The 25,552-nt window shown below is 56.7% G+C and carries 12 protein-coding genes and 2 rRNA genes; 3 read left to right on the forward strand and 11 right to left on the reverse strand.

Annotated features, from left to right (window positions below; genetic code table 11):
• Positions 1–5 precede the first annotated feature (5 nt).
• The 4 genes from recD to EF096_RS14360 all read right to left on the reverse strand — a co-directional run bounded on the left by recD (position 6) and on the right by EF096_RS14360 (position 10,637).
• Positions 6–2,066: an exodeoxyribonuclease V subunit alpha gene (recD, locus tag EF096_RS14345; protein WP_123890535.1), complete on the reverse strand. Its 2,061-nt coding sequence runs from the start codon at positions 2,064–2,066 to the stop codon at positions 6–8.
• Positions 2,066–5,719: an exodeoxyribonuclease V subunit beta gene (gene recB / locus EF096_RS14350; protein WP_123890496.1), complete on the reverse strand. Its 3,654-nt coding sequence runs from the start codon at positions 5,717–5,719 to the stop codon at positions 2,066–2,068. Before recB ends, recD begins: the two co-directional genes overlap by 1 nt.
• Positions 5,716–9,195 carry an exodeoxyribonuclease V subunit gamma gene (gene recC, locus EF096_RS14355; protein ID WP_123890497.1) on the reverse strand — a complete coding sequence of 1,160 codons (3,480 nt, stop codon included), beginning with the start codon at positions 9,193–9,195 and terminating at the stop codon, positions 5,716–5,718. Before recC ends, recB begins: the two co-directional genes overlap by 4 nt.
• Before the next feature lie 92 nt (positions 9,196–9,287).
• The gene (locus EF096_RS14360; RefSeq protein WP_123890498.1) at positions 9,288–10,637 is read right to left on the reverse strand and encodes a glutamine synthetase family protein; all 1,350 of its coding nucleotides are present in this window, start codon (positions 10,635–10,637) and stop codon (positions 9,288–9,290) included.
• 224 nt (positions 10,638–10,861) lie between these two features.
• On the opposite strand from EF096_RS14360, the gene EF096_RS14365 reads away from it, so the two are divergent.
• Positions 10,862–12,574 (forward strand): VOC family protein, encoded by a 1,713-nt coding sequence (locus EF096_RS14365; protein ID WP_123890499.1) that lies wholly within the window; start codon positions 10,862–10,864, stop codon positions 12,572–12,574.
• 48 nt (positions 12,575–12,622) lie between these two features.
• On the opposite strand, the gene EF096_RS14370 is transcribed toward EF096_RS14365, so the two are convergent.
• Positions 12,623–13,861: a saccharopine dehydrogenase family protein gene (locus EF096_RS14370; RefSeq protein ID WP_123890500.1), complete on the reverse strand. Its 1,239-nt coding sequence runs from the start codon at positions 13,859–13,861 to the stop codon at positions 12,623–12,625.
• Positions 13,862–13,907: 46 nt separating this feature from the next.
• Positions 13,908–15,005 carry a carboxynorspermidine decarboxylase gene (locus EF096_RS14375; RefSeq protein ID WP_123890501.1) on the reverse strand — a complete coding sequence of 366 codons (1,098 nt, stop codon included), beginning with the start codon at positions 15,003–15,005 and terminating at the stop codon, positions 13,908–13,910.
• A gap of 318 nt (positions 15,006–15,323) precedes the next feature.
• On the opposite strand from EF096_RS14375, the gene EF096_RS14380 reads away from it, so the two are divergent.
• A complete protein-coding gene (locus tag EF096_RS14380) occupies positions 15,324–17,288 on the forward strand; it encodes an alkyl/aryl-sulfatase (RefSeq protein ID WP_123890502.1) in 1,965 nt (654 codons plus the stop codon).
• Between the two features lie 47 nt (positions 17,289–17,335).
• On the opposite strand, the gene EF096_RS14385 is transcribed toward EF096_RS14380, so the two are convergent.
• From EF096_RS14385 to glnT, 3 genes are all read right to left on the reverse strand, one after another.
• On the reverse strand, positions 17,336–17,947 hold the full coding sequence (locus EF096_RS14385; protein ID WP_123890503.1) for a TetR family transcriptional regulator: 612 nt from the start codon (positions 17,945–17,947) through the stop codon (positions 17,336–17,338).
• Between the two features lie 66 nt (positions 17,948–18,013).
• The gene (locus tag EF096_RS14390) at positions 18,014–19,027 is read right to left on the reverse strand and encodes a putative urea ABC transporter substrate-binding protein (RefSeq protein ID WP_235869752.1); all 1,014 of its coding nucleotides are present in this window, start codon (positions 19,025–19,027) and stop codon (positions 18,014–18,016) included.
• 167 nt (positions 19,028–19,194) lie between these two features.
• The gene (glnT, locus tag EF096_RS14395) at positions 19,195–20,556 is read right to left on the reverse strand and encodes a type III glutamate--ammonia ligase (protein WP_123890505.1); all 1,362 of its coding nucleotides are present in this window, start codon (positions 20,554–20,556) and stop codon (positions 19,195–19,197) included.
• A gap of 151 nt (positions 20,557–20,707) precedes the next feature.
• Here glnT and EF096_RS14400 point away from each other — a divergent pair, with 151 nt between their 5' ends.
• A complete protein-coding gene (locus EF096_RS14400; protein ID WP_123890506.1) occupies positions 20,708–21,733 on the forward strand; it encodes an alpha/beta fold hydrolase in 1,026 nt (341 codons plus the stop codon).
• Positions 21,734–22,133: 400 nt separating this feature from the next.
• On the opposite strand, the gene rrf is transcribed toward EF096_RS14400, so the two are convergent.
• Positions 22,134–22,249: ribosomal RNA gene (gene rrf / locus EF096_RS14410) — 5S ribosomal RNA — on the reverse strand.
• Between the two features lie 136 nt (positions 22,250–22,385).
• Positions 22,386–25,275 (reverse strand): 23S ribosomal RNA (locus tag EF096_RS14415).
• Positions 25,276–25,552: the final 277 nt, after the last annotated feature.

The following is a 25,552-nucleotide window of genomic DNA, read 5'->3' on the forward strand; positions in this document are numbered from 1 at the left end:
GGCGGTTAACTGCCCAGATCCAGTCCGCTGATCCGCCGTACCGGCGTTTGCACGGCTGCCTCGAACACACCGGGGCGGCTTTCCAGCAAGGTAAACTGACGGCTGGCTCGGGTAATCGCGGTGTAAACCAGCTCCTTGGTCAGTACCGGATTGCGCGCCTCCGGCAATACCAGTACCGCATGTTCGAACTCCGACCCCTGGCTTTTATGTACCGTCATCGCAAACACGGTTTCAACCTCGGGCAGACGACTGGGCAGAACAAAGCGAATGTTGCCGCTCCCACCGTTACGCGCAAACGCCACGCGCAATGCATCGGTTTCAGCCTGCCCCGCGATCAGTGCCGGCTCGCGAATCCGCAGGGCGATACCTATGTCGCCGTTCATCAAACCCAGACTGTAATCGTTGCGCGTCACCAGTACCGGACGACCTTCATACCAGAGCTGCTCGCTGCGCAGCAGGCCGCGCCGCTGCAATAACGCAGCAACCCGCTGATTGACCGCTTCTACCCCCCACTCGCCACGCCGCACGGCGCAGAGCAACTGAAAGCGATCAAATGTCTTAAGCACCGCGCGCGCCCAGTCTTGCCAGAGCGGATCAAGGGCAGCGGTCGATGAAGCCGGACGCTGCTGATCAAGCACCTGCAGGTATGCAGCGTAGCCCGGCAATCCAGCGTCATTGTTACTGTCACTACCCAGCGCCAGTGCGGCAAAGCCAGGATCACTGGGGCCAGACAAGCGCTGATTGCGGATATCAGTGAAATGCCCTCGAGTAAGCAGCTCGCGTGCCTGCTCGGCAGCGCAGCGATTGACTGCGCGCGCCAGCTCACCAATACCGCTATCCGCACCAAAGCGATGCGAGTGACGCAACATCGCGGTTTGCTGCGCCAGCGCGTGCTGCCTGTCGTCCCCGAGGTGCAACTGCGCCGCTGCCAGCGACTGGCCACTGACTTGTTCCAGCCAATCACGGGTCTGCTCGCTGTAATAACCGGCATCCGCATCGCGGCATAGATCGCCCAGCACGGCGCCAGCCTCTACCGAGGCCAGCTGGTCCTTGTCGCCCAGCATGATCAGACGCGCGCCGGGCGGCAATGCGTCCAGTACTCTGGCCATCATCTCTAAATCAATCATCGAAGCTTCATCGACTACCAGCACATCCAGCGCCAGCGGATTACCGGCGTGATGACGAAAGTGACGGCTATTGGGCAGACTGCCGAGCAGTCGATGCAGAGTACCAACCTCGGTCGGAATGGCGTCTTTCACCGCGTCATCGACCGGCAACTGCCCCACTTGCTTGCCGATGGACTCGGTCAGGCGCGCAGCGGCCTTGCCCGTAGGCGCGGCGAGGCGAATACGCAGCGCTTGGCCAAGCTCCACGGCTGGCGTCTGCAACAGTGCCAGCAGCCGCACAACGGTGGTGGTTTTACCGGTACCGGGGCCACCGGTAATAATGCTGAAGCGGCCGCGCGCCGCCAGCGCGCAGGCGATGCGCTGCCAGTCCGGATGCTGCTGACTATCGGCAAACAGCGCCTGTAGTCGTGAGGGCAAGTCATCCGATACGGGCATCGGCTGCAGGCGTGCGCGCAGCCCTTCAACTACCTGCCGCTCGTATTGCCAATAGCGTCGTAGATACAGCCGCGAGCCAATCAGCACCAGTGGCCGGCTGCCCTGTTGCGCCGCCACGGCAGTATCGACAACCTGGCTCTGCTCCAACTGCTGCTGCCACTGCTCTAGGCTCAGCCCAGCCAGTAACTGCGAAGGCAGCATAAAGCTACCGGCGGCATCACCCTCAGGCGGTAACGACAGGGCAAAATCCGGCGCCTGCAAGGTTGTCGGTAGATCCAGACAAACGTGACCATGACCCAACTGATGACTCACTAGGGCGGCGGCCAGCAGTGCGCTAGCCGGAGTATCCGGCACCTGCTCCAGTAGAAAGCCGGCAAACGCCATATCCAGCGCACGCAACCAACCATTACCCTGCCAGGCATGCAACAGGGGTAACAGCGTTTGGCTGTCTGCCAACGGATCATCATCCGGCGCCGAGCCGAGCAAGTCGAGTTGGTCATTCATCATGCGCTAGCCTCCCGTTCAGGCTGACCGGCAAACAACCGGTCCAGCGCTTCGATCAATGCTCGCGGCGGGCGATCCTGCCAGAGCCCGCCCGTGTCTGATTCGATGCCGCGCACAAACCAATAAAGCGCGCCGCCGATATGCTGGTCGTAATCGTAGTCTGGCAAACGCGCGCGCAACTGACGATGCAGCGCCAGAATATAGAACACGTACTGCAGGTCGTAGCGGTGTTCTGCCATGACCCGGCGCATGGCATCTTCGGTATAGTCCAGCGCGCCTTGGCCCAGCCAGTTGGATTTGTAATCGACTACGTAATACTGGCCCTGATGCTCGAACACCAGGTCGATAAAGCCCTTGAACAGGCCGTTAAGACGATCACGCTGCAGCGGCGGCCGGCTCATACCGTCCAATGTATGGGCGCAGACCAGTTGATCTATCTGCTGCACATCTACCCGCGTCGCACTGAACATGAATTCCATCTCACTCTGATACTGCCCGCGTTGCACATCAGCCAGCGCCAGCGCGGTACCCGGGATTACCCCCGGGCGGCGCAGTAGTTGCGACAGCCACTCGGCAAGACAGGGCGTCCACTCGCCCCACCCCCGGCGCTGGCAACGTGGATACAGCCAGTCAAGTGCTGCTGGCGGCTCAGCCAACGCGGCAAAGCCTTCGGCGGCAGCCAGCTCCAGCAAGCCATGAATAAAGGTACCGGGCTGAGGCCCGCGCGGAAAACGATGAATTGTCGCCGGCTCACCCGCACGCAAGGGCACAAAGCGTGAGTGCCGTTCATCATCTGTCATGCGCTCGGCCAACGCGCTATCGGTTGGCACGACAGCTTGCTCGGAGCTGATGGTGAGCGCGCTGTAGGAGCCTATCCACCAGGAAGCAAAACGGGCGTGCGCAGGCATACGCGCACTCAGTTCAGCACTCTCTGCGCGCAGCGGCTGATAACGCTGTAGCTGCGCTTCCGGCGCCGGGGTTACTGTCACTACCTTGCCGTCTGGTTGCCAGGCTTGCAGCCAGGTCGGCAATGACTCACTGCTCGGCAAGGACGCACCACCGGCCAACAGGTAGGCAACCGCACTGCGATGCAATACCGACTGCTTACTCTGGCCGCTCTTTAGATCGGCAAGCCCAAGCCAGCAGGCGTGCCGGGCACGCGTCAATGCAACGTAAAGCAGGCGCAGGTCTTCACCCAGACGCTCCTGATCCGCCTGGCGCAGGGTATCGTCATCGGGTTCCAGCTCCAGCCGCGAGCGCTCGCCATCGTGCACCCGCACCGGCTCGCCTTTCTTCGCCGGACGGCTATGGCTGATAAAGGGCAGGAACACCAGCGGATATTCCAGCCCCTTGGATTTGTGAATGGTCACCACCTTGACCAGCTCTGCGTCACTTTCCAGCCTGAGCACTTGGTCTTCTCCGGCGCCCTCACCGGCCTGCTGAATCAGCTCGTGCAAATGGCGAATCAAGGCTTGCTCGCCATCCAGTTCACGCGCCGCACGCTGCAGCAATTCAGCCAGGTGCAGCAGGTTGGTGAGGCTGCGCTCGCCATCAGCCAGCAGCAGCAAGCGGGCCGGCAGCTGAAAGTCGTGCAGCAAACCATGCAGCATCGGCAGGACGCCCTGGCGCTGCCAGCGGCGACGATAATCACGGAACTGATCGACGCGCTGCTCCCAGAGTCGCTCGTCCTGATTGAGCAATTCCAGGTCAGACCAACCCAGGCCCAGGGTGGTGCTGGCCAGGGCGGCGCGCAGCAGACGGTCATTGCCCGGCTCAGCACAGGCTCGTAGCCAGCGCAGCAAGTCCTGCGCTTCCTGGGTAGTGAGCACCGAGTCCTTGTCTGACAGGTACACACTCCGCACGCCCCGTGCCGCGAGTGCCTGCCGAATCGCCTGCGCCTCGCGCCCAGTACGTACCAACACCGCCATGTCGGCGGGACGCACTGTCTGCATGCCGTGCTCTGGGTGCACAAAGCCTGCTTCGCCACGCTGTCCAGCCTGCAATAATTCAGTCATGGCGCTGGCGCAACGTTCGGCCATCAGCTGCCGATATAGCTCAGCACTAACCGGCTCTTCGCTCGGCAGATACCAGGCGGTAAGCGCGGCCGCAGGCTGACCAGCCAGGCTCCAGACCTCTTTGCGGCCCCGCGCCTTGACCGGCTGAAACGGCAACGGGTTGGCACCATCACGCTGAAACAGAAACGCGGCGCGGGGAAATTGCGACTCGGCATGCATGAAGACGCGGTTTACCGCCGCCACCATGGCGTCACTGGAGCGAAAGTTGGTATCCAGATTCTCGTGTCGCCCTGCGGTGGCAGTACGGGCACTCAAGTAAGTAAAAATATCCGCACCACGGAAGGCATAGATCGCCTGCTTGGGGTCGCCGATCAACAGCAATGCGCTGTCCTGATCGTTATCTGCCACGCGATAAATACGATCAAAAATACGGTACTGCAGCGGATCGGTATCCTGAAATTCGTCGATCAGCGCGACCGGAAACTGCTGACGAATGACCTGCGCCAGGCGCTCACCGTTGCTGCCCTGCAGCGCGGCGTCGAGCCGCGTGAGCATATCGTCGAAGCCCATCTGTGCGCGGCGGCGTTTTTCCGCCTCGAAACGCAGTTTGATCCAGGCTGCAGCATGGCGCAGCGCTGCCTGCTCTGGCCCACGAATGGCGTCCAGTGACGCTTTTAGCTCAACCATGGCATCCAGTGCCGGGTGCTGCGGCGGCGACCCGGTTTTCCATATTTCCGCCAGGCCATCAGGTGTCAGCCGCTCAAAGCCCTTGCCGATATCCAGCGCGAGCTGATCTTCATCGCTAGCCCAGCTACGCAGCTTATCCAGCCAGCCAGCCAGATGACCGCGATTCATTTTGGTGCCATTAAACGCCTTGGCCTCACGCGCCTGCTCCAGCAACGGCGCCAGCTCCTCCAGCCAAGGTAGCCAGGGCGCCTTTAGCTCTGCCAATTGGCGCGCAGCCTGCTGCAGGCCGGTTTCGATCAGGTCTTGCAGCGGTTGCGTGGAATCCGGCAGCGGCTGATCCAACAGGATTCGCGCCTTGCCCAGTAACAGGTCTGGCTGTTGCCAATGACTATCCACCCAACCCAGAGCCGCGCCACTGAGGTGATAGCAGTGCAGCCGCCAGTAATCACGCGCCACCTCGGCAAGGAGTTCGCGCTGGTCGGTTTCCAGTGTCTGGGTAAACAGGCTGCCGCTATCAAACGCGTGCTCACGCAGCATACGCTGACACCAACTGTGGATGGTCGAGACTGCAGCCTGATCCATCCACTGCGCAGCGATATCCAGCTTGCGCGCACTACCCGGCCACTGCTCTCGCGGTGTCTGCGCCAGCAGTGCAGCTAAAATCGGGTCAGGCGCTACCAGCTCATCGCGAAACGCCTGCGCCGCCTCAACCAGGCGTGCGCGAATCCGATCACGCAGTTCCTGGGTGGCGGCATCGGTGAAGGTCACTACCAGAATATCGGGGGGCAACAGTTCACGACCAAAGGCCGTCTGCTCATCGCCGTGCCCCAGCACCAGACGCAGGTAAAGTGCGGAGATGGTAAAGGTTTTGCCGGTACCGGCGCTGGCCTCAATCAAGCGACTGCCGCGCAGCGAACAACGCAGCGCCAGTGGTGTGTCATCGACACTCATTGTGCGTCCTCCCCGGCCACGCTGAACTCCAACCAACCTTCATCCTGTGCAATCACCAATGGCCGATACAGCGCTTCGGCCCAGCCGGCGAACTCTTCATCGGCAATCAGACTGGCAAAGTCAGGATAGCTGCGCTGCAACGCGACGTTCTTGTCACGCTCGCCGAGCGCGTAACTCGAGCCCTCGTAACAGGCACGCGCCTTATCCCACTGCTTACTTTCATCCGCTTCCTGCAAAAAGGCGAAGGCGGTTTCTACTGCCACAGGCAAAGGGCGGCAGAGCCCGGCCAACCAACCCAGCAGCCAGTCGCGTAAAATCGCTACCGCACGCGACTGCTCCAGCGGCAGCAACTGAATGCTGGCGTCGGCACTGATCAGGCAGGTGGTGAGACGATGCCCGCTGGCGGCCGCCAGCAGATGCAGGCTCAGTTCATTCAGCAACTTGCGCCAGCGCGGCGTTTTACTTTTGCCTTTACCGTCGAGCGCCTTGCCAGTGAGCAACTGCAAGCGGAGTAGGCCGCCAAGCTCAGTGGACTCACGTGCCCCTGCCAGCCAACTGACAATCTCGATGCCCGGCGCACTCGCCGCCAATGCCAACGGATGCGGCAGTACGCGGTCCCAGAGCAGCGCCTGTTGCCGATAACGTTCGAGCTGGTCGTGCAATGGGCTCAACAACTGGTCCCGCGTCAGTTCACCAAAGCCGGCCAGCGGTAGCTCGCCACGTTGCTGGAGTCGCTCCGCTTCCTGGAGCAGCAATGCTTGCCAGTCGGCCTCCGGTGGCGCCTGTTGCACGCGCTCCAACAACCACTGGCTGAGTTGATGCTGCTGCAGGCCATCCAGCGCAAAGGGCTCATCGTCCTCGGCGCTGATGTCCTGCTCTTGCAGCCAAACCTTGAGCCGGGTATTGAAAAAGTGCTCCACCGGATTGCGCAAGAAACGCTGTAGCGCTGCCAGTTCGATCGGCGCTTCCAGCGCCAGTGCCGGCAGTCCCACATTATCCTGCTGCGTGCGGGCGCCATCGTGCAGCGCACGCCATTCACTGGCGTAGCTGAACAACGCCGAGTCGGCAGAAAAATAACGTCGACTGAATGGCTGCAGAGGGTGTTCGGTGGTCAGGGCCGCAAGCAAGTCTCCGCCATCGGGCAAACACCACCCGGCCGCCAGATGGTCACGCAACTGACCGACCAGTACCGACGGCGGACGTTCGCTGTTGTCGCGGATGCTACGCCCGACCCAACTGATATACAGCCCATCACGAGCCGACAGCAGCGCTTCAAGCAGCAGGTAGCGGTCATCCTCGCGGCGCGAGCGATCACCGGGGCGGTAGTCGCGCCCCATCAAGTCAAAGTCCAGTGGCGGCTGCGCCCGTGGGTAATCACCGTCGTTCATACCCAATAGACAAATCCGTTTAAACGGAATCGCGCGCATCGGCATCAGGGTGCATACATTCACCGCGCCGGCCAAAAAGCGCTGGCTTAGCTGCGACTGGCCAGCGCCGTCCAACCAGGCCTCGGCTACCACGTTGAGCGGCAGTGGACTATCCAGCTTGACCGCTTCACATAGCTCAAGCCAGTTGGCAAGGCTCTCGTGCAATTGCGCCAGCAGCAGTTGATCACGCTCGGTCTCGGCGCTAAAAAAGTCTTCCAGCAACTGCCGCAAACGCTGCCCCCAAACCACCGGCGCGGCGGGCTGGCGTAGCTGCTGCTCGTGCTCATCCAGACGCTGCAGCAGTTGACTCAAAGGTCCAATCAACGCAGCGTCCAGCCCGCCGATTTCGTCATAGGGCTCGATACCCTGCCAGGCAGTCGCCCCCCCGCCGGCGTAACCGAGCAACATGCGGCGTAATCCGAAGCGCCAACTGTTGGCTTCCAGGCCAGCCGGCATACCCAGTGCTTCGCGACGCTGCTGATCCAATCCCCAGCGCACCCCGGCGCCCTCAATCCAGCGGTGCAAGGTGGGCAACTCAAGCTCATTCAGCTCGAAGCGGTTACGCAACGCGGGCACGTCCAGCAAATCAAAGACTTCGCTGACCGGCAGACGACTGTCCGGCAGGCGCAGTAAATGCTCCAACGCAATCAGCAGCGGCTCCTGACCCCGCTGGCCCTGATCGGCTAGCGTATAGGGAATGGCGCGCGGGTCATCAGGGCTGTACTGGCCGAATACCGCCTGGATATGCGGCGCATAGGTATTTACATCTGGCACCATCACGATAATGTCGCGCGGCTTCAACGTCGGATCGTTGGCGAAGGCGTCGAGCAATTGGTCATGCAGGATTTCCACTTCGCGCTGCGGGCTGTGGGCAAGGTGAAAGCGCAACGAATGGTCCTGCTCGGCCTGCAGTGCTGGCCAGTGCTCACGGGTTTCAGTGAGTGGACGCAGTTCAAGAATGTCGCTCTGCAGTTGCGCCAGCAGATGACTGCCCTGCGGCTCATCAAACAGGTCTACGCGGCCACCATTGATAGCGGCAAAGCGTGCCTCGTAGGCGGCGCGTTCATCATGCTGATCCAGTAGATTGATGTAGTCGCGACCTTGCTTACCCCAGGCCGCCAGCAGCGGGTGCGCATGCTGGTGCAGGGTGCTGTCGTCGAGCTGAACCGGCGCGCCAGGGCGGCGTTGCTGGCGACGATACTGGTGTCGCAACAGATCCTGATCGGCAACGATATCGCCCCAGTGGAACTGGCAGGGGTTAAGTACACCCAGTAGCACCTGACTGAAGCGTCCGATCACCGCCAACGCCTCCAGTGTCTGGGCCGGCAACGATGAAATACCAAATACAATCACCCGGCGCGGCAGGCTTGCCGGGCGCTGCTCGGTATTCAACAGGTGCTCAACGAAGCGCGGGTGAATACCGGCACGGCTATCACTCAGCCGCTCGATTCCTACATCCGCCAACACCGCGCGCCACAGCGCCGGCTGCCAGACTTCTTCGGCTTCCAGCTGACGAAATCCCTCACGCGCCAGACCAATACGGTCCTCGCCCGCGGCCCAGTCATTCAGCCAGTCGGCACGGTAAACCTGATATTGGTCAAACAGATCAGCCAGCCGTTCGGCCAACTGATAGCGCTTGCGGCAGTCGCTGTCATCGGCCAGAAATCGTTTCAGCGGAACGAATTCTGGCTGCTCAAGTAGCTCTGGCAGGAGTCGCATCAACCGCCACAGCAGCGGTTGTTTGTCGAGCGGCGACTGCTCTGGCACCGCATCGCGGCCCAGCACGCCCCGGTAGCTGTCCCACAGAAAACGCGCCGGCAGTTGCACATCCAGCGCGGCGGCAATGCCGCTGCCGCCCTGGTCCGTATCGGCCGCGAGTGCCATCTGCAGCCACTGGGCGATACCGTTGCTTTGCACCAGTATCACTTCATTCTCCAGCGGCCCGAGGGGATGCGTGCGCATCCAGTCGACCACCAGCTCACGCAGGGTTTCCAGGCGATTGCCATGGATGATCATCAAACCGGGGGCGAGCGTGTCGGCGTCCTGCATGGCGGCTCCTGTCAGCGGGGGAAACGACGGCAGTCTGACATAGCCCTGCGACAAAGCCAGTCGCAGAGCATAGCAATCAGTTTATCTGCCGGTTATACCTGGCTACCCAGGTAGCGCCTTTCCCAGGGCGTTATCTCATCCATGAAGCTTTCCAGCTCCATGCGCTTGGTGGCCAGGTAACCGTTGACGAATTCGGCACCAAATAGCTCGCGGGCGACTTCGCTGCGATCCAGACGGTTGATGGCCTCGTGCAGTGTATTAGGCAGCACCAACTCATCAGGCGCCGTGAACTCGCCCTGCGCTGGCGCGCTCGGATCACAAGCATGATCTATCCCGTATAGCCCGGCCGCGAGCGATGCCGCAACGGCGAGATAAGGATTAGCGTCGGCACCAGGCAAACGGTTCTCGACTCTGCGCGCGACCGGCTCGCTGGCCGGAATACGCAGACCAGCGGCGCGATTGTCGTGCGACCAGCAGAGATTGTTGGGTGAAGCGTAGGCATGGCAGAAGCGCTGATAGGAGTTGACGTAAGGCGCCATCAACAATGTCAGCTCAGCCATACAGTGCTGCAAACCACCGATGAAATGGTTGAAAGCGGCGGTTGGCTCCTGCGTGGCTGCGTCAGTAAAAATATTCTGCCCGCTGTGCCGGTCAACAATGCTCTGGTGAATATGCATCGAGCAGCCGGGAACCCGCGCCAGCGGTTTGGCCATGCATACAGCGATCAGCCCGTGTTTGAGCGCCACCTCGTGCAGCATGTGCTTGAACAGAAAGGTCTGATCGGCAATCAGTACCGGATCACCGTGCACAAAGTTGATCTCGAACTGACTGACGCCCATCTCGTGCATAAAGGTGTCACGCGGGATACCCAGTGCCGCCATGCCAGCACTGATCTCATCAAAGAAAGGCTTCAGGCCATTGCTGGTGCTGACACTAAAGGCGCCCGCCCCCACCTCGCGGCGACCATCCAGGCCGACCGGTGGCTGAAACGCCTGGGTATCGTCACGGTTGGGCTCAAACAAAAAGAACTCCAATTCGGTCGCCACCACCGGGGTCCAGCCGCGCTCGGCGTACTGGTTGACCACACGGCGCAACAGCGCGCGGGTAGACAGCCCGGATAGTTGGCCATCCAACTCGACGGCCTCGCAAATCGCCAGTGCGCGGGTCTGATCCAGCCAGGGCAACACATGCACCTGGTCGGCATCCGGGCACAGCACCAAGTCGCCATCGTCATGTCCGTAGAACTCGGCCTCAGGATAGCCACCCATGATGCACTGCAGCAGTACGCCGCGCGCCAGCTGCAGGCGACGCTCGCTGAGAAAGCCCTCCACTGTCATCACTTTGCCACGCGGGACACCATTCAAATCAGGCGTTACACACTCAATATCAGCCACACCCGCCAACCGCTCGGACATGGGGACTGCAGACAGTGGAGAACTCATGGCGCGACTACCTTTGCTGGCCGGTTTGCCGAAAATGGCGTTGCCGGATCATACCCCATCTACTTGCGGCGAGACCAACCACAGGGCGCCCTCTTACCCGCAGCTCGCTGGTTTGCACTGGTGGCTGATTCAGAATACTTGCCAAATGAACGAACATTCATTCACTATATAAGCCGCTACGCTGTGAACGACAGCAACTATAACGACAATAAAAAGGTATACCCATGACAGTTACAACCCGCCTCCGCTCCAGGCTAAGCCTTGGCTTGCTCGCACTATTGCTATCTGGCTGTTTAAGCAGCGGAGGGGGTAATGACTCAGCCAGTGAGAATAGCCCTCCCTCGTCTGCCGATAACCGCCAAAACAGCATCTACTTAAGGGCCGCCGCTATCGGTGTTGCTGATCTGGATGCCGCTCTACAGGTCTATACCGAAGGCCTGGGCATGAGCGAAGTTGAGCGCGTCACCCGGGACGACCGGATTGAGGTTGTGTTGGAGTCCGCCGACAAGCGCGGTTCATATGTCGTTCTGATGAGTTACACCGACGACCTTGGCCGCAATACTCTGCAGAATCCAGGCAAACTGGTGTTCTATGCCAAAGACCCGAGCGCCTTTGCCAGCCGTTTTGTCTTGGCCGGCGGGCGCATAACAGTGCCACCCGCCCCACAAGCCAGCGTTGGCGGCATTGTTGTTGGCTTCGGTCGTGACCAGGACAATAACCTGATTGAGATCACCGGCAGTGAAACGGCCCAGGACTCCTACTTCGGCGCGTTCGGTATCGGCGTCTCGGACCTGGAAAGCGCGCGCAACTTTTATGTTGATACACTCGGCTTCCTCGAAAGCCAGTTTCTCTCAATACCCGGTCAATACGACGAGTACATTTTGACCTCACCGGTTCCGGGCAGCTCGGCACTGGTGCTCATGCACTGGACCAATGCCACCCCACGCAACTACATCGACAACCCGGTCAAGCTGGAGCTGGCCAGCGCTCAGCCGCAACGCCTGAGCGATGCCATTACCGAGGCTGGCGAAACCGTCAGCCTGGAGCCGGCGGCGTCCACAGATGCGGACCTGAAGGGCGCGCTGGTTGGCTATGCAACTGATGCCGACGGCACGCTGCTGGAAATCCGCCAGTCGCTTCGCGCGTACCTGAGCGGCGCCGCGATCGGCGTCAGCAGTCTGGATGATGCGCTTGCCTTCTATCTTGAAGGGCTGGGCATGCGCGAGATTGAGCGGCGTACCCGCGAAAACCGCGAGGAAGTAGTGCTCGAATCCGCCGATGGCCGTGGCTCGCAGGTCATTCTCATGGGCTTTACCGACGGTGTGACTCGCAACTACCGCCAGAATCCGGGCAAGCTGGTGTTCTACGCCAAAGACCCTACGGCGTTTGCGCAGGATATCCGCGATGCCGGTGGCGTTGTTCTGGTTGAGCCTGTGGATCAGGGCCCTGCGCTCGGCAATGCGGTAGTCGGTTTTGGTCGTGATCTGGACAATAACCTGATCGAGATCGTTGGCGACGCTGCCGCCACCGAGTCCTACTTTGGTGCCTTCGGTATCGGCGTGAGCGATCTCGCTGCTGCCAAGGCATTCTACGCCGACACGCTCGGCTTCAAGGTGTCGCTCTTCTTGCCCATTGCCGGCCAGTACAACGAGTACATCCTGCAGGGTTATGGCGGCTCAGCCTTGGTGCTGATGAACTGGACCAACGGCTCAGTCCGCAACTATACCGACAATCCAGTGAAACTGGAGATTGCGACAGCATCACCAGAGGCCTTTATCCAGACCATAGACGATGCCGGCCAGCGCATCATTCAGACGCCAGAGATTTCCGAGGAAGTTGGCCGCAGCGGACAGCTGGTAGGTTACGCCAAGGATGCCGACGGCACCCTGCTGGAGCTACTACTAGCGCCCTGGGGGCAATCAACGACCACACCCTGACAAAAAAAGGCCAGCTGTTCAGCTGGCCTTTTTTGACGGACGCTGTGTTTAGAAACTCAGCGCACGATCACCCTGCTCATCCTTGATACGGGTCGGCAAACCCATCTCATTGAGCAGGTTGATGAAGGGCTTGGCATCCAGCTCTTCGACGTTAACCATTTTCTCTACATCCCAGGCACCATTGGCGATCAGAATGGCCGCGGCCACCGGAGGCACACCAGCGGTGTAGGAAATACCCTGGCTGCCCACCTCGGCATAGGCCTCGGCATGATCCGCCACGTTGTAGATAAATACTTCCTTGTCCTTACCGTCTTTTTTGCCTTTGACCACATCACCGATGCAGGTTTTGCCGGTGTATTCGGGCGCCAGCGAAGAAGGGTCGGGCAATACCGCCTTGACCACTTTCAGCGGCACCACTTCCAGCCCTTCGGCGGTAGTCACTGGCTGCTCCGACAACAAGCCCAGGTTATTCAGCACGGTAAACACGTTAATGTAGTGTTCACCAAAGCCCATCCAGAAACGTACGTTCGGTACGTTCAGGTTCTGCGACAATGAATGCACTTCATCGTGACCGGTCATGTAGCTGGTCTGCATACCCACTACCGGCAGGTCATCAGTACGCTTGACCTCAAACATCTTATTACTGATCCACTGGCTGTTCTGCCAAGACCAAACCTGACCGGTAAACTCACGGAAGTTGATTTCCGGGTCAAAGTTGGTCGCAAAGTATTTGCCGTGGCTACCCGCATTAATATCGATGATGTCGATTTCATCTACGCTGTCGAAGTATTCGTTAACCGCAATACTGGCATAGGCGTTGACCACGCCCGGATCAAAGCCAATGCCGAGAATGGCGGTGATCTTGTTTTCAGCACAGAGCTCGCGACGCTTCCACTCGTAGTTGGCATACCACGGCGGCGTTTCGCAGATCTTTTCCGGGTCTTCATGAATGGCGGTATCAAGGTAGGCAGCACCGGTCTCGATACAGGCCTGCAGGACCGACATATTGATGAATGCCGAACCAACGTTGATGACTATTTGCGACTGGGTCTTGGTAATCAACGCCTTGGTGGCGGCTATATCAAGCGCATCCAACGCATGGGCCTGCAGCTCACCGGCCGTTTTCAGACTGTTCTTTTCGCGCACGCTGTCGACCAGTGCCTGGCACTTGTCGAGGGTCCGCGAGGCAATATGAATATTGCCCAGCACATCATTATGTTGCGCGCATTTGTGCGCGACCACTTGAGCGACGCCACCGGCACCGATAATAAGAACGTTTTTTTTCATCACTCTTCCTCGCAACGCCTCCTTGGATAAAGGCTGGGGTTGTGCCTCAGGAGAGGCTTTCTAGGTAATCCTGGAAACCGAATTCACGGACCAGTTCCACTTCACCATCAAGCTGCTTGATTGCAATGGCGGGCATATTCACGCCGTTGAACCAGTTCTTCTTGACCATGGTGTAACCGGCCGCATCGATAAAGGAGAGGCGATCGCCAACACTGAGCTCGCGATCAAACTGGAACTCACCGAAGATGTCTCCGGCCAGACAGGACTTGCCACACACCATGTACTGATGGGCGCCGTCACAGGGTTCCATTTTAGCGTCCTGGCGGTAGATCAGCAGATCGAGCATATGTGCCTCAATCGAACTATCAACCACCGCTAGCTGCTTACCGTTGTAGAGGGTATCGAGCACTGAAACTTCCAGCGACGTACTCAACGTAATCGCCGCTTCGCCTGGCTCGAGGTAAACCTGAACACCATACTTCTCGGAGAAAGCCTTTAGCCGCGCACAAAAGTCGTCTACCGGATAATCGTCACCGGTAAAGTGAATACCGCCACCGAGGCTGACCCACTCGACCTGCTGTAACAGATGACCGAAACGCTCTTCGATCTGACCCAGCATGTCATCGAACAGAGAAAAATCACCGTTCTCGCAGTTGTTGTGAATCATGAAACCGGAAATCAGCGGCAGCACAGCGGCAATTTTTTCCGCATCCCATTCACCTAAACGACTGAACGGACGAGATGGGTCGGCAATGAGGAAATCAGAGCTGCTCACGCCAGGATTCAAGCGCAGACCGCGCACTGTGTTCTTGGAGGCGTCGCTAAAACGGGTCAGTTGGCTGATGGAGTTGAAGATAATCTTGTCAGCATTGCTCAGGACTTCTTCAATTTCGTCGTCAGCGTAGGCCACGCTGTAAGCGTGGGTTTCACCGCCGAATTTGAGGCGGCCCAGTTTGACCTCGTTCAATGACGAAGAAGTGGTGCCATCCATGTACTCACTCATGAAGTCGAACACGGACCAGGTGGCGAAGCACTTGAGTGCCAACAGGGCCTTGGCGCCGGAATGCTCTCGCACGTAGGCGATCCGCTCCATGTTCTGCTTTAACTTACTCTTGTCGATGAGGTAGTAAGGCGTCTTGATCAATTCGGTTGTTACCTCCAGCGGTCTAAAGCCCGGTGCACCCGGACATTTTAAAGCGCGCGATTATAGGTTATCGAAGCAACGGCTTCGATAAAAACCACTCTGAATACGCGCGATTGCCCCCCAAGGGTACACCCGCGATGCTTCAATTTCACTTCAGCACCCAATCCAATGCAAAAAAAGCATCAAAATGACAATAAAAATGCATTAGTCAGATATATATAAGACTGTCTATAGTTTTGTCAGCGCCAATCGTTCTTTCCGATCACAACAAGAGCGCGTCTAACCAGACGACGCCAGCTAAATCCTGGGAGACACCCGATGCGAGCACGCACGTTCATCTACTGCATTAGCGCAATAGCCGCCACCGTCAGCCTCACTGCACAGGCCACCACCAACCCTGCGACCGCCAGCACCGCCGCCAGTAACCAGGCGGTATTGCAACAACTACCCTTTGCCGACCAGCAAGCCTTTACTGATGCTCAGCGCGGCTTTGTTGCGCAACTACCGGACGGCAAAGTGACCAACGACGATGGCTCCGTCGCCTGGGATATGAGTGCTTACCGCTTTCTCGACCAGGAAGCCGCACCGGATACCGTCAACCCAAGCTTGTGGCGCCAGGCGCAGCTAAACAACATTCATGGTCTGTTCAAGGTAACCGATGGCCTTTATCAGATTCGCGGTATGGATTTGGCCAACATGACCATTATTGAAGGTGACACAGGGCTGATCATCATTGATCCACTGCTCTCACCTTCTACCGCTAAAGCGGGCCTCGAACTCTACTACCAGAACCGCCCAAAGAAACCGGTAGTCGCTGTGCTCTATACCCATAATCACGTTGACCATTGGGGCGGAGTCAAAGGCGTGCTGGACGAGGCTGACGTGAAGGCAGGCAAGGCGCACGTTTATGCTCCGGCCGGGTTTATGGAGCACGCGGTATCTGAAAACATCATCGCAGGCCCGGCGATGAGCCGACGCGCCACCTACCAATTTGGTGCGACACTACCGCCCGGAGAGCGTGGACATGTCGACACAGGGCTGGGCAAGGCCCTTTCTCACGGCTCACGATCACTGATCGCGCCGACAGATACCGTGCCGGACAACGCCAACCTGACTATCGATGGTATCGAAATACAATTCCAGATGGCGCATGGCTCCGAAGCAGAGTCGGAAATGATGATGTACTTCCCCAAGTTCAAGGTATTGGATACCGGCGAAGTCACCAGCCAGCACATGCACAACGTCTATACCATTCGCGGCGCGGCAGTGCGCGATGCCAGTGCCTGGTCGCACTATATTGATCTGGCCCTGGAGCGCTTTGGCGACAAGACTGATGTACTGATCGGCCAGCACCACTGGCCAGTATGGGATCAGGAGGCAACCAAGCAATTCCTCTCGGTACAGCGTGACATGTACAAGTACATTCACGACCAATCGGTACGCATGATCAACAAGGGCTATTTGCCCGGCGACATCGCCGAACAAATAAAATTGCCGGAAAGCCTTGATCAGCAATGGTACGCGCGCGGTTACTACGGCACCTTAAGCCACAACGCCAAAGCCATCTACCAACGCTACATGGGCTGGTACGACGCCAACCCGGCCAACCTCAACCCGCTTCCCCCTGAGCAGAATGCGGCAAAAACCGTGGCCTATATGGGCGGCGCCGACAAGGTTATCGAACAAGCCCGCAAGGACTTTGATAACGGCGAGTATCGCTGGGTGGCGTCAGTGATGAACCAGGTAGTGTTCGCCGAACCTGAAAATCAGGCGGCCCGTGAACTCGGCGCAGACGCATTGGAACAATTGGGTTATCAGGCAGAAGCAGGTACCTGGCGAGGAGCCTATCTCACCGGTGCCATGGAGCTGCGCAACGGGCCAAGCGAAGCCACTGAAGGCTCGCTATCACCCGACGTACTGCAGGCGCTGGATACCGGTATGTTCTTTGACCTGATGGCCGTGCGCCTGGATGCCGACAAGGCCGCAGGCAAGCACTTGGTGATCAACTGGCAGCTCAGCGATACCGAGGAAAACTACCGGTTGAACCTGGAGCACTCTACCCTGACTTATCGCGAAAACGAGCAGGACGATGCAGCCCAGGCAACGGTGGTCATGACCAGAGAAACACTGAACCAGATCTTGCTGCGCCGCACCACGTTCCCGGATGCGGTCAAAGCCGGCGAAATCACCATATCGGGCGAGCCAAGTGCGTTCTTCGGGTTGCTGCAGATGCTGGAAGTGCCTTCAGGCAACTTCCCTATCGTAGAACCGGTAAAGCACTGATAGGCAACAACCCCCGCCTTTCGGCCACAAGCCGAGGGCGGGATTTTTCATGGTTGCTGGATAGCAACCAATAGTCGCTCGGCAAAGAATCGCCGTTGCTTACTCAAGTTGAATAGTCTCGGTGCAAACAACCAGCTCTGGGTAATCCCCATAAGCTGCGTATAAACCATCAGCGCCAACTGCTCTGCAGGCTGAGATTGCGGTATAGCCCCCTCCTCCTGCGCCGCCAAAAGCAATTCCTGCAAGGTGCTTATCATGCTGCGTGTCAGCTTGCGCTCACGCTTAAGCGTGGCCGAAACAGCTTCGGTCATTTCTGTCTTGTTCAACAGGATCTCAAAAGACTGACGGAACCAGGCGTCCTCTACCAACAAATCAAACCAACGCGTGACAAAGCGCTCTATGGTTGCCAGTGGCAGTAGCTCGCCATTGCGCGCCTGCGCAACTAACTGCTCAAGCGGTTCCTGAGAGTATGCCAACACCGCTTGAAACAAGTCTTCCTTGTTCTTGAAGTGCCAATAAATAGGGCCCCGACTGTAACCCGCTTCAGTGCCAATCATCGCCAGGGTGGTATTCGAGTAGCCATTACGGCTGAACAGTGTCAGCGCGGCTTCAATGATTTTCAGGCGGGTTTTTTCCGCGTCTTCTTTGGTTCTGCGCATGGGTGTTCCAACAGGCGTTACCGGCAGCCAGTGAATGAAATGACTACCGGTAACAGTCAGGCTAAATCAGAGAGCACCATCAGCTGCCATCTGCATGTACTCGGTATCAAACCGCAGCTTGATATTACCGGTATCACCCAGCGTCTTGTCGTTCGGCATTGCGATACCGACAAAATCAGCCGAATCAGCACCCTCGCCTAGCAGGCCTTTCTGGAAGGAAAACTGACGTACGCTATCCATCGCATCTACCGCCTCAGGGCTGCGAATGAAAGCCAGCGCGTCAGCCGGTTGCCAAAACATTTTCATGCCCGCCAACTGCGCTTCATACCCAGCCTGATCGGTACCCGAGGCTTCGCCGAGGAAAGCACGCGCCTTCTGACCCGCCTCACTGTCGGTGCCCATCTCAGTCATCAGCTCAAACCAGGCGCCGACCAAAGCCTTACCCAGCGCCGGATTGTCTCTCAGCGTCTCGCTGTTAACGATAGTCAGATCCTTGATATGGCCAGGAATCTGACTGGAATCAAACACGCGATTGGCATCTGGCATGCTCAGTACTTCATCAAGCAGCGGATTCCAGGTGACTACGTTTTTCACATCAGGCGTACTGAAGGCCGCAACCATATCAGCATCACTGGTGTTGACCACGGTGACGTCGCTCTCACTCATGCCCACCGAGTCCAGCGCGCGCGCCAACAGGTAATGCGAAACGGACAGCTCAACCAGGTTAACCTGCTCACCCTCGAGGTCTTTCAGATCACTGCTACCTTTCATCACTATGCCGTCGTTACCGTTGGAATAGTCACCTACAATCAGCGCGGTGGTATCTACACCGCCTGCGGCTGGAATCGACAACGCATCCATGCTGGTAGCAACGACGCCGTCGAACTGCCCCGTGCTGTACTGGTTAATGGATTCGATGTAGTCGTTGATCTGCACGATCTCGACTTCAATACCGTATTTGTCAGCCCATTTTTTCATCAGGCCTGACTCATCAATGTATTTCCACGGAATCCAACCGGCATAAATACTCCAGGCCAGCTTGAAGCTATCCTTCTCTTCAGCCGATGCCGCCGGCACCATAACCGTGGATGCAGCCAAAGCGATCAATGCTCCGGAAACGACCTGCTTGAAACGTCGTGCAAAAGGTACGGACTTTTTCATGGTTCTACTCCAGATGATTTTAGTTATCGCCCTTGATGTAGGAAGACAGCAAAAACTGGGCCGCTTAAACACGCGGCCCAGTAGAATCAGAAAAACTTGAGGTAGCGGTCCAGTTCCCAGTCAGATACATGCGTGTGGTATTCAGTCCACTCCTGGCGCTTGTAAGCGACAAAGCTATCGAACATTGCCTCGCCCAGAACCGCCTTGGACAGTGGGTCAGCCGCAAAAGCTTCAACCGCCTCGCCCAGGTTCTGCGGCAGCATCTCTATGTCCATTTCACGGACCTGCTGGTCGGTGTAGTTGTACATGTTCTCGCGGTGCGGTGCGCCGGGGTCCATGCTTTCGCGGATACCCTCAAGACCGGCCGCCAGCATCATTGCCGCACCGAGATAAGGGTTGCAGGAAATATCGGCGGCCCGACACTCAACGCGACTGCCTTGAGACGGAATACGCAACATATTGGTGCGGTTATTGTTGCCGTAGCATACGAATACCGGCGCCCAGGTAGAACCAGACATACTGCCTTTGCGAACCAAACGCTTATAGCTGTTCACCGTGGGTGCGATGACGGCACTGATCGCCTTGGCGTGCTTCATAACACCCGCGATGAAGTGGTAAGCCATCTCGGTAACACCACAGCCGTGCGGATCATTTCCGTTAGCAGGGTCGAACAGATTCTTGCCGGTTTCGATGTCCGCTAACGACATATTGTAGTGCGCACCGCTGCCCGTGCGATTTGCCGAAGGCTTGGCCATAAAGCTGGCGAAACCACCGTGTTTGCGGGCGATCTCATTCGCCATCAGACGGAAGAACACCAACCGATCTGCCATACCGACCGCATCGGTATAGGTGAAATCCGTTTCAAACTGGCCGTTCGCATCTTCATGGTCAAAGGAGTAAACGTCCCAACCCATGGCATTCATCGCTTCAACCAGCTCACCGACGATCGGCAGGTTATCCATCAAACCACGGGGGTCGTAACAAGGCTTGGCTAGCGTATCGCGGCCACTGATAGGCTCGAAACCGCCATCTTCAGTATCCTTGAATAAAAAGAACTCCGTCTCGATACCTAGGTTGAACTTCAACCCCATATCGGCGGCCTTTGCTACCTGGCGCTTCAAGATGTTGCGTGAACAAGCTTCGAAGGGCGCGCCATCCAAATACAGGTCACTGGCAAACCAGGCTAACTCGTTGTTCCAGGGGCACACCGTCATAGTCGCGGCATCAGGCATAGCCGCAACTTCGTTATCACTTATATCCTGCGGCACACCGTCGAGTGCAGCACCAGTAAACAACTCAGACCCTTTCATCATTCGCCCAAGGTGCTCCAAAGGAACAAACTTGCCTTTGATCATGCCGTGGATATCGACATAACCACCAAGGGCGTACTTCACACCTTTTTCCTGCAGCGTCTGTTTGAGTTGCTCGGTTGTAGCTTGCTGGCTCATGCTGATACTCCAATGATTCTGGCCGCACCCACTGCGGCAACTGGTACGAATCTTCCATTCAACATACATGCCAGCATGCATGTATAAGAGATAAAAACAGATTAGCCATGCGTTAAAACGCCAACTATCGGCTCTTGGGATATACCAATTTATGCAAAAAAATCAGTTATTTGCGAAACACTTCAGTGTCGAGGAATTTAAGCTGCAAAGCGGTGATACGCTGTTTGATGCGACCATCAGTTACGTTCAGGTAGGCGAACTAAATGCTCAAAAAGATAACCTGATCCTGCTACCGACGTACTACGGTGGAGCACACTCAGGCAACCTGCCCTTCATTGGTGCGACGGGACCGCTGGACCCCAGGCGCTACTGCATCGTAATTCCCAACCTGATTGGTAACGGCCAGTCCAGCTCACCGAGCAATTCACATCCCAGTCAGCGCGGTGCAGATTTTCCGCACGTTAGCTTGTACGACAATGTTCAGTTGCAGCACCAACTGATCGAGAGCCGCTTCGGTGGCGCAGAGATTGCGCTGGTAGCTGGATGGTCGATGGGAGGTATGCAAGCACTGCAATGGGCATGTCTCTACCCGAAACAGGTTAAGCGCGTAGCCAGCATCTGCGCCACGGCCCGCTGCTGGCCACACAACTTCGTCTTTCTCGAGGGAATAAAGGCAGCGCTGACCTGTGACGCTGTATGGCAAGAGGGTCGCTATAAGAGCCCCCCAATCGCGGGACTTAAAGCCTTTGGTCGTGTATATGCCGGTTGGGCGTATAGCCAAGCGTTCTTCCGCAACCAAACCTATAAGGAATTGGGCTTTGACTCAATTGAGGCACTACTGAGGTTCTGGGAAGAAGACCATCTACAGCAGGATGCGAATGACCTACTAGCAATGCTATACACCTGGCAGAGCGCAGACATTAGCAACAACCCAAGATTCGGCGGTGACATGCAAGCCGCTTTGGGCGCGATACAAGCACACAGCCTGATCATGCCCGGGAGCACGGACTTGTACTTCACCCAGGAAGACGCGAAAAGCGAAGCAGATCAGATATCATCAGCCACATTCAGCTTATTGGAATCGGACTGGGGGCACTGTGCCGGGGCTCCAGGCAGAAGCCCGTCAAATACCAAGCAGATTTTCTCAGCTCTGAGTGATCTGATGAATCGAGGCTAAGCTCGCTGCAAGCTGCAAGCTGCAAGCTGCAAGCTGCAAGCTGCAAGCTGCAAGCTGCAAGCTGCAAGCTGCAAGCTGCAAGCTGCAAGCGTTAACAGGATGGGGGTCGGGTTTAGCCAGTCAAGTTTTATTTGAACTTTGGGTGGGCTTTGGGCTTGGGCTTGGGCTTGGGCTTGGGCTTGGGCTTGGGCTTGGGCTTCTAGCTTTGAGCTTTGAGCTTGCGGCTTGCGGCTTGCCGCTTTCCCACGCACAAAGTAAAACCCCCGACCTGTTTCCAGATCGGGGGTTTCGGTGTTAGCGCTTGACGATGATCTGGCCGGCACTCCGGTACTCTCATCATCACTTTTTTAAGCCAAAAAAAATGCCCTGATCATTTTTGATCAGGGCATTCGGTATAAGCGCTTGACGATGACCTACTCTCACATGGGGAGACCCCACACTACCATCGGCGATGCATCGTTTCACTACTGAGTTCGGGATGGGATCAGGTGGTTCCAATGCTCTATTGTCGTCAAGCAATTCGTTACTGCCCGGCGAACCGAACAGCTTAAAAGCTTGAATACGTGATAGAAGAACGGTAAATCGTAATCTCGACAAGTTCTAGAACTGTCATTCTGTGTGTCCTGATAACACCAGATTGCTTGGGTGTTATATGGTCAAGCCACACGGGCAATTAGTATTGGTTAGCTCAACGCCTCACAGCGCTTACACACCCAACCTATCAACGTCGTAGTCTTCGACGGCCCTTTAGGGGAGTCAAGCTCCCAGTGAGATCTCATCTTGAGGCAAGTTTCCCGCTTAGATGCTTTCAGCGGTTATCTTTTCCGAACGTAGCTACCCGGCAATGCATCTGGCGATACAACCGGAACACCAGGGGTTCGTCCATCCCGGTCCTCTCGTACTAAGGACAGCCCCTCTCAAATCTCAAACGTCCACGGCAGATAGGGACCGAACTGTCTCACGACGTTCTAAACCCAGCTCGCGTACCACTTTAAATGGCGAACAGCCATACCCTTGGGACCGGCTTCAGCCCCAGGATGTGATGAGCCGACATCGAGGTGCCAAACACCGCCGTCGATATGAACTCTTGGGCGGTATCAGCCTGTTATCCCCGGAGTACCTTTTATCCGTTGAGCGATGGCCCTTCCATACAGAACCACCGGATCACTAAGACCTACTTTCGTACCTGCTCGACGTGTTGGTCTCGCAGTCAAGCGCACTTTTGCCTTTATACTCTACGCACGATTTCCGACCGTGCTGAGTGCACCTTCGTACTCCTCCGTTACTCTTTGGGAGGAGACCGCCCCAGTCAAACTACCCACCATACACTGTCCTCGATCCAGATAATGGACCAGAGTTAGAACCTCAAAGTTGTCAGGGTGGTATTTCAAGGTTGGCTCCACGCAGACTAGCGTCCACGCTTCAAAGCCTCCCACCTATCCTACACAAACAAATTCAAAGTCCAGTGCAAAGCTATAGTAAAGGTTCACGGGGTCTTTCCGTCTAGCCGCGGATACACTGCATCTTCACAGCGATTTCAATTTCACTGAGTCTCGGGTGGAGACAGCGCCGCCATCATTACGCCATTCGTGCAGGTCGGAACTTACCCGACAAGGAATTTCGCTACCTTAGGACCGTTATAGTTACGGCCGCCGTTTACCGGGGCTTCGATCAAGAGCTTCGCCGAAGCTAACCCCATCAATTAACCTTCCGGCACCGGGCAGGCGTCACACCCTATACGTCCACTTTCGTGTTTGCAGAGTGCTATGTTTTTAATAAACAGTTGCAGCGGCCTGGTATCTTCGACCGGTCTCAGCTTACGGAGTAAATCCTTCACCAAAACCGGCGCACCTTCTCCCGAAGTTACGGTGCCATTTTGCCTAGTTCCTTCACCCGAGTTCTCTCAAGCGCCTTGGTATTCTCTACCTGACCACCTGTGTCGGTTTGGGGTACGATTTCTAGTTACCTGAAGCTTAGAAGCTTTTCCTGGAAGCATGGCATCAACCACTTCTCTTTCTAAAAGAAAGATCGTCATCAGTTCTCGGTCTTAAGCGCCCGGATTTACCTAAGCACTCAACCTACCACCTTAAACACGGACAACCAACGCCGTGCTGGCCTAGCCTTCTCCGTCCCTCCATCGCAGTAACTAGAAGTACGGGAATATTAACCCGTTTCCCATCGACTACGCCTTTCGGCCTCGCCTTAGGGGTCGACTCACCCTGCGTCGATTAACGTTGCGCAGGAACCCTTGGTCTTCCGGCGTGGGAGTTTTTCACTCCCATTGTCGTTACTCATGTCAGCATTCGCACTTCTGATACCTCCAGCCAACTTCTCAATTGACCTTCACAGGCTTACAGAACGCTCCTCTACCGCTCATCATAAGATGAACCCGTAGCTTCGGTGTATGGTTTGAGCCCCGTTACATCTTCCGCGCAGGCCGACTCGACTAGTGAGCTATTACGCTTTCTTTAAAGGATGGCTGCTTCTAAGCCAACCTCCTAGCTGTCTAAGCCTTCCCACATCGTTTCCCACTTAACCATAACTTTGGGACCTTAGCTGACGGTCTGGGTTGTTTCCCTTTTCACGACGGACGTTAGCACCCGCCGTGTGTCTCCCGTGCTGACACTCGCTGGTATTCGGAGTTTGCATCGGTTTGGTAAGTCGGGATGACCCCCTAGCCGAAACAGTGCTCTACCCCCAGCGGTGATACACGAGGCGCTACCTAAATAGCTTTCGAGGAGAACCAGCTATCTCCGAGCTTGATTAGCCTTTCACTCCTATCCACAAGTCATCCGCTAACTTTTCAACGGTAGTCGGTTCGGTCCTCCAGTGCCTGTTACGGCACCTTCAACCTGCCCATGGATAGATCGCCCGGTTTCGGGTCTATACCCAGCGACTAAACGCCCTATTAAGACTCGGTTTCCCTACGCCTCCCCTAGACGGTTAAGCTCGCCACTGAATATAAGTCGCTGACCCATTATACAAAAGGTACGCAGTCACAGAACAAGTCTGCTCCCACTGCTTGTACGCACACGGTTTCAGGTTCTATTTCACTCCCCTCACAGGGGTTCTTTTCGCCTTTCCCTCACGGTACTGGTTCACTATCGGTCAGTCAGGAGTATTTAGCCTTGGAGGATGGTCCCCCCATGTTCAGTCAACGTTTCACGTGCGCCGACCTACTCGATTTCACAACTAAGAGCCTTTCGTGTACGGGGCTATCACCCACTATGGCGGCACTTCCCAGAGCCTTCCACTAAACTCAAAATTGCTTAAGGGCTACTCCCCGTTCGCTCGCCGCTACTTGGGGAATCTCGGTTGATTTCTTTTCCTCAGGGTACTTAGATGTTTCAGTTCCCCTGGTTCGCCTCACACACCTATGTATTCAGTGTGTGATACCTAGCTTATGCTAAGTGGGTTTCCCCATTCAGAGATCTCCGGATCAAAGGTTATTTGCCACCTCCCCGAAGCTTTTCGCAGGCTATCACGTCTTTCATCGCCTCTGACTGCCAAGGCATCCACCGTGTGCGCTTATTCACTTGACCATATAACCCCAAACAATCTTAAGCACCGCTAATAAATTAGCCGGCCTAGATTATTAAGTGATATTAGGTTTACTACAGAATTAACGACAATTCCGGAACTTGCACTTGAGATTACAAGTTTACCTTAGCCATACAACATGCAGTGATACATGCTATATGTCTGTACTTCTATCACATATCCAAATTTTTAAAGAGCGTCTGGTTCAGAGACCAGACATCAATGATCCAGCAAGCTGATCATTCATGTATGAACTCTGAGTTCCAATCTATGGCGAAA

Source organism: Pseudomonas neustonica (assembly GCF_003797945.1).
In the GTDB taxonomy this organism is placed as follows: domain Bacteria; phylum Pseudomonadota; class Gammaproteobacteria; order Pseudomonadales; family Pseudomonadaceae; genus Halopseudomonas; species Halopseudomonas neustonica.